Annotated in this window: 9 protein-coding genes; all 9 read right to left on the bottom strand. The window is 46.3% G+C overall.

The annotated features are described in order from the left end of the window. On the bottom strand, positions 1–830 hold an 830-nt coding region (leuB, locus tag ACKI5J_RS19580; RefSeq protein WP_407431585.1), incomplete at its 3' end, for a 3-isopropylmalate dehydrogenase. A gap of 39 nt (positions 831–869) precedes the next feature. Further along, positions 870–2,387 carry an alpha-isopropylmalate synthase regulatory domain-containing protein gene (locus ACKI5J_RS19575; RefSeq protein ID WP_407431583.1) on the bottom strand — a complete coding sequence of 506 codons (1,518 nt, stop codon included), beginning with the start codon at positions 2,385–2,387 and terminating at the stop codon, positions 870–872. A 100-nt stretch (positions 2,388–2,487) separates the two neighbouring features. Then, entirely contained in the window at positions 2,488–3,084 is a 597-nt protein-coding gene (gene leuD / locus ACKI5J_RS19570) for a 3-isopropylmalate dehydratase small subunit (RefSeq protein WP_407431581.1), read from the bottom strand. Positions 3,085–3,124: 40 nt separating this feature from the next. Continuing rightward, positions 3,125–4,522 (bottom strand): 3-isopropylmalate dehydratase large subunit, encoded by a 1,398-nt coding sequence (gene leuC / locus ACKI5J_RS19565; protein ID WP_407431579.1) that lies wholly within the window; start codon positions 4,520–4,522, stop codon positions 3,125–3,127. A 73-nt stretch (positions 4,523–4,595) separates the two neighbouring features. Then, positions 4,596–6,104, bottom strand: coding sequence for a 2-isopropylmalate synthase (locus tag ACKI5J_RS19560; RefSeq protein ID WP_407431577.1), 1,509 nt, complete (start codon positions 6,102–6,104; stop codon positions 4,596–4,598). Between the two features lie 115 nt (positions 6,105–6,219). Beyond that, on the bottom strand, positions 6,220–7,278 hold the full coding sequence (gene ilvC, locus ACKI5J_RS19555) for a ketol-acid reductoisomerase (protein WP_106290201.1): 1,059 nt from the start codon (positions 7,276–7,278) through the stop codon (positions 6,220–6,222). A gap of 58 nt (positions 7,279–7,336) precedes the next feature. After that, positions 7,337–7,957: an acetolactate synthase small subunit gene (gene ilvN / locus ACKI5J_RS19550; protein ID WP_407431574.1), complete on the bottom strand. Its 621-nt coding sequence runs from the start codon at positions 7,955–7,957 to the stop codon at positions 7,337–7,339. An 18-nt stretch (positions 7,958–7,975) separates the two neighbouring features. After that, on the bottom strand, positions 7,976–9,715 hold the full coding sequence (gene ilvB / locus ACKI5J_RS19545) for a biosynthetic-type acetolactate synthase large subunit (protein WP_407431572.1): 1,740 nt from the start codon (positions 9,713–9,715) through the stop codon (positions 7,976–7,978). Between the two features lie 62 nt (positions 9,716–9,777). Next, positions 9,778–11,496 carry a dihydroxy-acid dehydratase gene (gene ilvD, locus ACKI5J_RS19540; protein ID WP_407431570.1) on the bottom strand — a complete coding sequence of 573 codons (1,719 nt, stop codon included), beginning with the start codon at positions 11,494–11,496 and terminating at the stop codon, positions 9,778–9,780. Between the last annotated feature and the right edge of the window lie 891 nt (positions 11,497–12,387).

Here is a 12,387-nt window from a genome sequence, read left to right as displayed (position 1 = left end):
TGAATAGGCTCAAACAATGACGTGTGCAGACCGATAGAAGATGAAGGCATCAGACCCATAGAACCCGAAATTACAGAAGCCTCATCGGTCAGAATATCACCAAATAGGTTTTCCGTGATGATCACGTCATAAGAGCTGGGCCACTGTACCAAACGCATCGCCACAGCATCGACAAACTCATAGCTCACCTCTACTTCAGGATAGTCTTTTTCCATATCCTGAACAGTCTCTCTCCATAAGCGGGAAGACTCCAACACATTCGCTTTATCTACACAGCACAGCTTTTTGCTACGGCCCATCGCCATTTCAAAACCCAGCTTTGCCAAACGCTGAATTTCAGCTCTGGTATAAGTACAGGTATCGAAAGCCGTGTTTCCATCATCCTTCCGGCCTCTTTCCCCAAAGTAGATACCACCGGTCAGCTCACGAAGAATCACCAGGTCAGTTCCTTCAATACGCTCTCTTTTCAGCGGAGAGTTATCAATTAAAGAAGGGAAGGTAAAGGTCGGCCTAACGTTGGCGAATAAGCCCAGCTTTTGGCGCATTTTCAAAAGACCTTGCTCCGGACGCACCTTCGCTTTAGGGTCGTTATCAAAACGCGGATGTCCGATAGCACCAAACAACACGGCATCAGCAGCCATACATACCTCATGCGTCTCGTCAGGATAAGGTTCACCTACCGCGTCAATGGCAGCAGCGCCGGTAAGAGCCGATGTCCAGCTTACCTCGTGATTAAACTTATTTGCAACAGCGTTTACAACCTTAACAGCCTGGTCTATTACCTCCGGGCCTATTCCATCTCCTGCTAAAAGAGCGATATTTAATTTCATGCTTTTTGTACTATGTTTTATTTGAATTGATTATTATGATCAGATTATGTTTAACATCTTTTGTGTCGCCTTGATCGCGCAGACAGTTTGATCAGAGTCCAGGCCCCTGGTGATGAAAGTCTTGTGCGAAGTTTCCCAGGTGATGATCGTTTCGCATAAGGCGTCTGAGTTACTACCCGGAGCTATCCTTACCGCGTAGTCAACCAACGTAGGCAGAGTAAGACTTTTTACCTCATAAACCTTGGCCAATGCATTCATAAACGCATCAAACTGCCCATCACCCTGGGCATGCTCCTCAAAACTTTCGCCCTCTATCCGTACGGAGATCGTCGCCGAAGGTCTTAAGCCCTTTGAGTGGGTAAGCACATAAGATTCTACTACCACCTTATCCTCATAGGTATTACTATCCAGCACATCAGATATGATATACGGGAGATCCTCCGTGGTAACGGTTTCCTTTTTATCACCCAGCTCAATAACACGCTGAGTCACCTTTTTCAGGTCCTCATCATTCAGTTTGAGCCCCAGCTCCTGCAGATTTTTAGCGATGTTGGCCTTGCCCGAGGTCTTCCCAAGCGCATACTTACGCTTCCTGCCAAAGCGCTCCGGTATCAGGTCACTGCAATATAGGTTATTCTTGTTATCGCCATCCGCATGTATTCCGGCAGTCTGCGTGAAAACATTATCGCCGATAATCGGCTTATTTGCCGGAATTCTTATCCCGGAGAAGGTCTCTACCAGTTTGCTTACCTTATAAATAGAAGCTTCCTCGATTGACGTTTCAATTCCCGGCAGGAAATCTTTAATCACCGCTACGGCACTTGCGATGGATGCGTTTCCCGCCCTCTCGCCCATGCCGTTTACTGTCAGATGCAAGCCATCTGCTCCGGCTTTCAGCGCTTCCAGGATATTGGCGTTTCCAAGGTCATAGTCGTTATGGGCATGAAAGTCAAAATGAAACTGAGGGTACCGCATCCGCAACTCCGAAATGTAGCTATAAGATTCAGTAGGTGATAGTATGCCTAGCGTATCAGGCAGCAGCACTCTCTTAATATTCTGAGTAGTGAGGAAGTCGAGATACTGAAGCACATATTCCCTTGAGTTACGCATACCGTTGCTCCAATCCTCCAGATAAACGTTTGTTGTGATATGGTGTTCAAGTCCAAGTTCTATGACTTCCGAGATATCAGCAAAGTGCTGCTCAGGAGTCTTCTTCAGCTGATGAGTAAGGTGATTCAGCGAGCCCTTAGTGAGCAGGTTCTGCACGCAAACTCCGGCTTCCAGCATCCATTTGATAGAGGCTCCTTTATCAACAAAGGTTAAGACCTCTATTTTGTCGATATAGTTATTTGCCTTAGCCCAGCTCGAAATGGCCTTTACCGCATCCAGTTCACCTGCTGATACGCGGGCTGATGCTACCTCCACCCGGTCCACAGCGAGTTCCTCCAGCAAAAGCTGACAGATTGTAAGCTTTTCTGAAGTAGAAAAAGACACCCCGGAGGTCTGTTCGCCATCCCGCAGCGTGGTGTCCATTATTTCTATTTTCCTTTTTTCCATGTGATAGCTCGTTCGGTGGTCTACACCTTTGAATGCATAAAAGCGTTTCAGCAAAGAATGCGAAACGCTTTTAAACTATGTATGATTTCTGCGTATCGTATTAAAGAGGTAGCTGCAGTGCAAACTCCTGAATTTCTGATTTCATGTTTTGAAGATAATCAATATCGTCAAAACCGTTTATCATATTGTCCTTTTTATAGCTGCTGATATCGAAGCTTTCTTTATCTCCCGTGGCAAGCAGGGTGATTGTCTGCTCCGGAAGGTTTACTTCCAGCTGCGTGTCGGGATCAGCGAAAACAGCTGCGAAAATCTTTTCCAGAAACTCCGGACTTACCTGAACCGGCAGTACGCCAATGTTCAGACAGTTGTTCCTGAAAATATCAGCGAAGAAGCTGGAGACCACACATCTGAATCCATAGTCATAAACTGCCCACGCAGCATGCTCTCTTGAAGATCCGGATCCGAAGTTTTTTCCGCCAACTAATATTTTTCCGCTGTAGACAGGATTGTTCAGTACAAAGTCTGCCTTGGGAGTATTGTCCGGATTGTATCTCCAGTCGCGGAACAAATTGTCTCCGAATCCCACACGCTCAGTGGCTTTCAAAAAACGCGCAGGTATAAGCTGATCTGTATCCACATTCTCAATAGGAAGAGGAACTGCGGTACTGGTTAATATGTTAAATTTATCGTATGCCATTTTTGTAAATCTGAATAATGAAGAAACCTGTTAAATTTCCTTACTGTATTAAAGTCCTTGGATCGGTTACCACACCGGTAACTGCTGCTGCTGCCGCAACAAGAGGGCTTGCGAGCATGGTTCTTGCACCAGGACCCTGACGACCTTCAAAGTTTCTGTTAGAGGTACTAACAGCGTATTTGCCGGCAGGGATCTTGTCATCATTCATCGCCAGACACGCAGAGCATCCAGGCTGACGCAGCGTAAAGCCCGCATCATTAAAAATATCCAACAGGCCTTCTTCTTTGATCTGCGCTTCCACAATATGTGATCCGGGAACCAGCCAAACCGTTACGTCGTCTGCTTTCTTCTTGCCTTTCACGATGGATGCAAAAGCACGGAAGTCTTCAATACGGCCATTGGTACAGCTTCCAACAAACACGTAGTCTACTTTCTTGCCCACCATGGTCTGGCCTTCAGCAAAGCCCATATACTTCAGCGACTTTTCGTAAGTTGCCACACCACCCTCTACCTGCTCGGCATCAGGGATCGGGTTAGAGATACCCATACCCATACCCGGGTTAGTTCCGTAAGTGATCATCGGTTCGATGCTTGATCCGTCGAACGTCAGTTCTTTGTCGAATACTGCATCTTCGTCAGTCTTCAGTGTTTTCCAGTACTCCATGGCTCTATCCCAGGCTTCGCCTTTAGGACTAAACTCGCGGCCTTTCACATAGTTGATGGTGGTTTCGTCGGGAGCGATCATACCACCGCGTGCACCCATTTCAATGCTGAGGTTACAAACGGTCATACGGCCTTCCATGCTCATGTTCTCAAACACTTCACCTGCGTACTCCACAAAGTATCCTGTAGCTCCTGAAGTCGTAAGCTGAGAGATGATAAACAGGGCAACGTCCTTAGGCGTAACACCTCTTCCAAGAGAACCGTTTACGTTGATTCTCATCTTCTTCGGCTTTGGCTGCATGATACACTGAGTAGAAAGAACCATCTCTACCTCAGAAGTACCGATACCGAAAGCGATAGCGCCGAAAGCACCGTGGGTGGATGTATGGGAGTCGCCACATACGATCGTTGATCCTGGCTGAGTAATACCGTATTCGGGGCCAACTACGTGTACTATACCATTCTTCTGGTGGCCTAAGCCCCAGTGACTGATACCATATTCGTTTGAGTTCGTTTCCAGTGCCTTTAGCTGGTTGGCCGAAAGCGGATCCGATACCGGAAGGTGCTGGTTGATGGTAGGAGTATTATGATCGGCCGTAGCGAATGTACGCTCCGGATATAAAACTTTAATTCCCCGGCTTTTCAGTCCCAGGAACGCTACCGGGCTGGTAACTTCATGGATCAAATGGCGGTCTATAAACAATACATCCGGCCCGCCTTCTATCTTACGCACTACGTGGGCGTCCCACACCTTGTCAAATAATGTCTTACTCATCTTTTTGATATTATTATACTCTTGTTAACCCCTGAAAAGGGTTGCTATATCCTTAGGGCAGCGCCCTGAATTATTATACAAATTTGTTTAAGGCATCCAGATAAGCATTCGCCGATGCTCTTACAATGTCAGTGCTGAAGCCATATCCCATGTATGATTTGTCTTCATAGATCACCCTCATGTCTACCTTGCTCACATCGTCGCTGCCGCCATGAATGGAATGAATATTGAATTCCTTTATATCCACAGGCTTGGTGATGATGCGCTGAATAGCATTGATGGTTGCGCTCACCGGGCCATTTCCATGTGCCGTTGCGTGATGGTCCTCACCCTTGTAGTTCAAGTGGATGGATGCAGAAGGGTCTTTCTGATCGCCGCAAATTACTTCAAGCGAATTAATGGTAACACCATTTATAAAATTGGTTTCCGCCTCGTTCCCCATAAGCAGGAGCAGGTCGTCATCCTTAATTTCTTTTTTAGAGTCAGCCAGCGTCAGAAAACGTTCGTAAACCTGATCAAGATCCAAGCGTTCGTCGGCATAACCTAAACGTGCCAGGTGATGCTTAAGAGCATGACGACCGCTGCGCGCAGTCAGGATAATTTCCGACTGATCGATACCTACATCCTCCGGATTAATGATCTCGTAATTTTCGCGATGCTTCAGCACGCCGTCCTGGTGTATGCCAGAACTGTGGGCGAAAGCATTTCTTCCCACGATGGCTTTATTCGGCTGAACAGGCATGCGCATCATGCGACTTACCATACCGCTCAACTCGTATATGTGTTTCGTATTAATATTATTATGGAAGCCAAGAGAGTGATGTGTCTTGAGGATCATGACCACTTCTTCCAGAGAAGTATTTCCCGCACGTTCACCTATACCATTAATGGTACACTCCACCTGGCGTGCGCCGTTCTGGAGTCCGGCAATAGAATTTGCTGTTGCCAGCCCAAGGTCATTATGGCAATGTACCGAAATAATAGCCTGGTCAATATTTTTTACGTTTTCTTTCAGATAAAGGATCTTAGCTCCGTACTGCTCGGGAAGGCAATATCCGTTTGTATCGGGGATATTAACTACTGTCGCACCTGCCGCGATTACGGCTTCGATCATCTGAGCCAGGAACTGATTGTCAGCCCTGCCTGCATCTTCTGCATAGAATTCAATGTCTTCAACAGATTTCTTAGCATATTTTACCGCTTCAACCGCACGTTCAATGATTGCCTCGCGCGTACTGTTGAATTTGTATTTAATATGCATATCTGATGCGCCAATACCGGTATGGATACGCGGATGCTTGGCATACTTCAATGCTTCCACTGCACAGTCAATATCCCCCTTATTTGCACGGGTCAACGCGCAGATGATAGGTTCGCGAACGGCCTTGGAAAGTTCTACCACACTTTGAAAGTCACCAGGACTTGAAATAGGGAAGCCTGCTTCAATAACGTCGACACCCAGAGACTGTAGGGCCTCACCGATAATAATCTTTTCAGGAGTTGTCAACTGTGAACCGGGTACCTGTTCTCCATCACGAAGCGTGGTGTCAAAAATAAATATGCGGTTAGGATCGTGTAACATTTGTTTTGCTTTATTGCCAGGTTATCTAAGCCGGCTTTGAGTGCTGTTGTAAGTTGGTGTGTATGAAGAGCATTAGCTGCTCAAAAGAAACAGCTAATGCTTTATGGTATAATGACTATGCTTCTACTGACTGGTTCTCAGGGCGTAGACTTCTAACAGTCTTACCTGCCTGCCATAATTCACTTTCGCGAAGTTCTGCCAGTTCAGCATCAAGTTTCACACGGTAGTCAGGCTGGCTGTTCAGATCGATAGAACGCTGAGATTCTTTTCCTGTAGCAACACTGTTGTATAATTCTTCGAAAACTGGTTTAGTAGCATCTCTGAATTTTTTCCACCAGTCAAGCGCACCACGCTGAGCGGTAGTAGAACAATTCGCATACATCCAGTCCATTCCGTTCTCTGCAACTAAAGGCATAAGAGACTGGGTTAATTCCTCAACAGTTTCGTTGAATGCTTCAGAAGGACTGTGGCCATTGCTTCTCAACACCTCGTACTGAGCAGCGAAGATACCCTGGATACATCCCATCAGCGTACCGCGCTCACCCGTAAGGTCACTGAATACTTCCTTTTTGAAATCTGTTTCAAACAGGTAACCGCTACCTACCGCGATACCTAATGCAACCACACGCTCAAAAGCTTTTCCGGTAGCATCCTGGAAGATGGCATAGCTGGAATTTAAGCCGCGACCTTCAAGGAACATTCTGCGAAGAGATGTACCTGAACCTTTAGGAGCAACCAGGAATACGTCTACGTCAGCAGGAGGGATGATGCCAGTCTGCTCGTTGAACGTGATACCGAAACCATGAGAGAAATATAGAGCCTTACCTGGAGTAAGATTCTTCTTAACGGTTGGCCAAAGCTCGATCTGAGCAGCATCACTTAACAGGTAGCAAATGATGGTACCTTTTTCCAGTGCTTCTTCAATTTCGAAAAGCGTTTCTCCCGGTACGAAACCGTCGCTTACCGCTTTGTCCCAAGATTTAGAGTTCTTACGTTGACCAACGATAACGTTGATACCGTTGTCTTTTTGGTTAAGTGCTTGTCCCGGACCTTGTACTCCGTAACCAATTACAGCTACTGTTTCATTTGCGAGTACTTCCTGTGCTTTAGATAATGGGAACTCTTCGCGGGTTACTACATTTTCTTCTACACCGCCGAAATTTAATTTTGCCATGATTTTGTTTTTTAGCTAAAAGCTTATTATTTGAAAAGTGATTGTTAATTAACGAGTGTTACATGCTGAAAACTTTGTCTCTGTCATTCAGAAACTCATTTTCTACAGGATCTTGTCCTGGCTCTATGCGTTCGAATTCTCTCAGTTTGCGGTTAAAGCCATCGCTGTCTTTGATAATAGCGATACGTGCGCTTCTGACGAACTCAATCAGGCCGAAAGGCTGAAGAGCAGCAATCAGGCTGTCAGTCTCCGAACGGTGTCCCGTAGTTTCAAACACGGTGTAGTCCTTACGGATCAGCACGGCACGGGCTCCGTTCTCTCTAAGCAGTCTTTCAACCAATGCTTTCTCAGCGATAGCATCGGTAGGCACCTTGTACAGGGCCATTTCCTGCCAAACCACATCCTCATTGGTATGATAGTATACCTTTAGTACCTCAACCTGTTTCTCAATCTGGCGGGTAACTTTTCTTACCACATCTTCCGTTTCATTGATGACGATGTTGAAGCGATGGATGCTGTCTATCTCCGAAGGGGAGGTGTTCAAGCTGTCTATATTGATCTTTCTACGGGTAAAAATTATCGCGATACGACTCAGAAGACCGATCTGGTTCTCCGTATAAACAGTAATGTTGTATTCCTGCTTTTCGGGCGTTGTTTCTTTTTGATTCTGATCACTCATGATTCAATGCTTTACTATCTATTTAAGTCTGATTTCACTTACACTGCAGCCCTGAGGTACCATCGGAAATACATTGTTTTCCTTAGTAACCATTACTTCAAGGAAGTATGAGCCCTTCGTGTCGAGCATGGTTTGTATGGCCGTGCGGAGATCTTCTCTTTTGGAAACTGAACTTCCCGGGATGCCGTACGCCTCAGCAACTTTTACAAAGTTCGGACTGGTGATATCCACGAAAGAATATCTCCGGTCATTGAAAAGCTCCTGCCATTGGCGAACCATTCCAAGGAACTGGTTATTCAGAACGATGATCTTTACATCTACGTCAAACTGCATGATGGTTCCAAGCTCCTGTATGGTCATTTGTACACCACCATCACCTATGATCGCTACAACCGTTCTGTCAAGAGCGCCGTACTTAGCTCCGATAGCTGCCGGAAGTGCAAAACCCATAGTTCCCAATCCGCCGCTGGTTACGTTGCTGCGTGTCTTGTTGAACTTCGCATAACGGCAGGTTACCATCTGATGCTGACCTACGTCAGTCACCATCACCGCTTCTCCTCCAGTAATTTCGTTCAAAATCTGGATGACTTCACCCATCGTCAGCTCGTCGCTTGTCGGGAAGATCTCATCCTGGATAACCTGCAACTGCTCTTCCTTTTCGTAGCTTCTAAACTTCGCGAGCCATTCCGTGTGTTGCTTAGCCTCACACAGTTCAGTCAGCAGCGGTAAGGTTTCCTTACAGTCGCCCCAAACCGGAACGGTAGTCTGCACATTTTTGTCAATCTCAGCAGGGTCGATATCCAGATGGACCACCTTAGCCTGCTTTGCATATTTATCCAAACGCCCGGTTACGCGGTCATCGAAACGCATACCGATAGCGATAAGTACATCGCAGTCGTTGGTCAGTACATTCGGTCCGTAATTTCCGTGCATCCCCAGCATACCTACATTGAGATCATGGTCGCTTTCAATCGCTCCCGCTCCCAGGATGGTCCATGCAGCCGGAATACCGGTCTTCTCAACGAAAGCCCTGAATTCTTGTTCTGCGCTACCCAGTAATACACCCTGTCCCCAAAGAACAAATGGCTTCTTAGCAGCGTTAATCAGTTCAGCAGCTTGTTCAATATATTCTTTCCTGACAATCGGCTTCGGTCTGTAACTTCTGATATGATTGCAGGCATGGTATCCTTTGAAGTCAAACTTCTGGATTTGTGCATTTTTGGTAATGTCAATCAGGACAGGTCCTGGCCTTCCACTACGGGCAATATAGAAAGCCTTAGCCAGAATTTCAGGAATTTCAGTAGCGTCAGTGATCTGATAGTTCCACTTGGTAACCGGAGAGGTGATGTTGATCACGTCGATTTCCTGGAACGCATCAGTTCCCAATAAGTGCGCGAATACCTGACCGGTAATACACACCAGGGGAGTACTGTCAATCTGCGCATCTGCCAGTCCTGTAACCAGGTTAGTAGCCCCCGGCCCGCTCGTTGCAAATACAACACCGACCTTGCCCGAAGTACGCGCATAGCCCTGACCAGCATGAATTCCACCCTGCTCATGACGGACGAGGATATGATTCAACTTCTCTTTATAATCGTAAAGGGCATCATAAATAGGCATGATAGCACCTCCCGGATAACCAAAGATGGTATCTACTCCTTCTGCAAGAAGGCCTTCAAGTAAAGCAGCTGACCCCGTCATTTCAATTCCCGAACTGGCTTCCTGCTCGGTCAATACTTCCTGTTGTGCTGTTTCCATGTTTAAATCCTTTCAGGTCCTTAGGACATTTCAGTGTTATTAATTATCTATTCTCTTCTTGCTTATAAATCGGTTACGCATCCATCAGCAGCATTGCTTACTTGTTTTGCGTATTTATATAACAAGCCTTTTTTTACTCGTAATTCAGGCTGCTTCCATGCTGCCTTTCTCCTGGCAATCTCTTCTTCTGATACCTTTAGTGTAATGCTGTTGGTAATGGCGCTCACCTCGATGGTGTCATTATCCTGGACCAAACCAATCAGTCCGCCTTCAAAAGCTTCCGGAGTGATATGGCCTACAACGAATCCATGAGTCCCGCCGCTGAACCGGCCGTCTGTTATCAGGGCGATCGTTTTGCCCAAACCTGCACCAATAAGTGCCGATGTCGGTTTTAGCATCTCCGGCATGCCTGGAGCACCCTTAGGGCCCACGTTGCGGATGACTACCACGTCGCCATGTTGTACACGACCAGAGCTGATTCCGGCGATGAGTTCAAATTCACCATCGAAGACGCGGGCAGGTCCCTCGAAACGTTCACCTTCCTTGCCGCTGATTTTGGCAACGCTACCGCCTTCTGCCAGGTTCCCGTAAAGGATCTGTAAATGACCAGTTGCTTTAACCGGGGTTTCCGCAGGGAGAATAACTTTTTGAGTATCAAAATTCAGCGCAGGCACATTCGCCAGATTTTCTGCAAGCGTATTTCCTGTACAAGTAAGGCACTCACCGTGCAGCCAGCCTTTTTCCAGTAAATATTTCATTACGGCAGGAACACCGCCGATATTATGCAGGTCTTCCATCATGTAGCGGCCGCTTGGCTTCATGTCAGCCAATACTGGGATCCTGTTACTTACCGCCTGGAAATCATCCTGAGTAAGTTCTACATCTACACTCTTCGCCATGGCGATAAGGTGAAGCACAGCGTTGGTGGATCCACCCAGAACCATCAGCGTAACGATCGCATTTTCGAATGCTTCTTTCGTCATGATGTCCTTAGGCTTGATGTCTCTTTCCAGCAAAAGTTTGATCGCTTTACCAGCATCCATACACTCCTGATTCTTCGCCTCGCTCAACGCAGGGTTCGAAGAAGAATAAGGCAAGCTCATTCCCAAAGCTTCAATAGCCGCAGCCATGGTGTTTGCTGTATATATACCGCCGCACGCTCCCGCAGAAGGGCATGCGTTCTTAATAATTTCTTTGAAGTCGATTTCGTCAATCTGGCCGGCAATCTTCTTGCCAAGGGCCTCGAATGCCGAAACGATGTTCAGGTCTTCGCCTTTATAATGTCCGGGATGAATTGTTCCGCCATATACCATTATCGCAGGTCTGTTCAAGCGGCCCATGGCCATAACAGACCCCGGCATGTTTTTGTCGCAGCCCGGAAGAGCGATTAATCCATCATAGTACTGAGCGCCACATACCGCTTCGATAGAGTCTGCAATAACGTCACGGCTCACCAGCGAATAACGCATGCCTTCTGTACCATTGCTCATCCCGTCACTTACCCCGATAGTGTGAAAAATTAACCCTACCAGGTTTTCCTTCCATACGCCTTCTTTCACAACGGCTGCCAGCCCGTTCAGGTGCATATTACAAGTATTGCCATCGTAACCCATGCTGACAATGCCGACCTGTGCTTTTTCCATGTCCTCGTCTGTAAGTCCGATTCCATAAAGCATCGCCTGCGCAGCAGGTTGAGTAGGATCTTGTGTAAGAGTCTTACTGTAGCGGTTAAGTTCTACCGTCTCGGTTGCGTTCTCAGTTGTATTTGATAATGTCGTCATAATTTTTCTTCAATTCAGCGCAATCGGGATTCGTCTCAGAACCCTCTGCAATTCCCTGAATAATAATATTTCTTAAGGTATGAACAACTTGGTTGATAGTCAATAGGGTGAAGATGGATTTTAAAAAAAGAATATAATAGTGTAAATATATAGAAATCGAAATTTAATATGGCTATATAGTTAATGTTACTTACATTAATTTGGAACCTGTATACCAAAAGTGTTTTCGGTATGCGGTTTTGGGTTTTGAGACCTTCTTGTAAATTGCCTGATTTCTTCCTGAAAACATGGTTTGCGATCAAAAAATTGTTAAAGACTGTATTTGAATAAGCCTGTTTCAGAGCGATGTTTTATGTGCTTATTACCGGATTTTCAAAACAGTTGAAAAGCTTTTTGAATGGACTCTTTTTCTGTCACGACTTCAGGTCCCCGAGTTTACGGTTGATCGTCCGGATAGTATATAGAATATGTACATCTTGATAATCTACTCAAATATACATTCTTTAATCTTGATTAAGATAATGCTTTATATGCAGGCGATAACAGGCGCAGATTCTGCCGGGATCAGTCCGACCTGGGGTATGAAAAGTCGGACTTTTGACTGGCTTTCCCCTGGTTGTCTCCACTTTCATACCGACGATGTATACTCCTGCATATGAAGGCGTTCTATCCTGGTCCCCTTGTCTTTTTAGTGCAAAATCGGCTCAATTCAGGAAGATTTCGGAAAAAATCGCAAAAAAATCGTCACCAGCCTTTCCGCTGCTCTACCTTGTTCTGAAAAAAGAAACAGCATTATGGCAAAAGTAGACAACAAAGGCAGGGTACGGGGCACGGCAGGTCCCGTCGTTTATCGCGGGTACCGCGGTATGACCATCATGCAGGGGAAACCCC

Source organism: Arcticibacter sp., assembly GCF_045629565.1.
GTDB lineage: Bacteria > Bacteroidota > Bacteroidia > Sphingobacteriales > Sphingobacteriaceae > Arcticibacter.
The sequence above is the reverse complement of the archived record's forward strand: the minus strand, read 5'-3'. Positions and strand labels throughout refer to the sequence as shown.

Bases quoted from the DNA above. Each gene is read 5' to 3' on its own strand.
- ACKI5J_RS19575 (WP_407431583.1), bottom strand. From the start codon at position 2,387: ATGGAAAAAAGGAAAATAGAAATAATGGACACCACGCTGCGGGATGGC.
- leuD (WP_407431581.1), bottom strand. From the start codon at position 3,084: ATGGCATACGATAAATTTAACATATTAACCAGTACCGCAGTTCCTCTT.
- leuC (WP_407431579.1), bottom strand. From the start codon at position 4,522: ATGAGTAAGACATTATTTGACAAGGTGTGGGACGCCCACGTAGTGCGT.
- ACKI5J_RS19560 (WP_407431577.1), bottom strand. From the start codon at position 6,104: ATGTTACACGATCCTAACCGCATATTTATTTTTGACACCACGCTTCGT.
- ilvC (WP_106290201.1), bottom strand. From the start codon at position 7,278: ATGGCAAAATTAAATTTCGGCGGTGTAGAAGAAAATGTAGTAACCCGC.
- ilvN (WP_407431574.1), bottom strand. From the start codon at position 7,957: ATGAGTGATCAGAATCAAAAAGAAACAACGCCCGAAAAGCAGGAATAC.
- ilvB (WP_407431572.1), bottom strand. From the start codon at position 9,715: ATGGAAACAGCACAACAGGAAGTATTGACCGAGCAGGAAGCCAGTTCG.
- ilvD (WP_407431570.1), bottom strand. From the start codon at position 11,496: ATGACGACATTATCAAATACAACTGAGAACGCAACCGAGACGGTAGAA.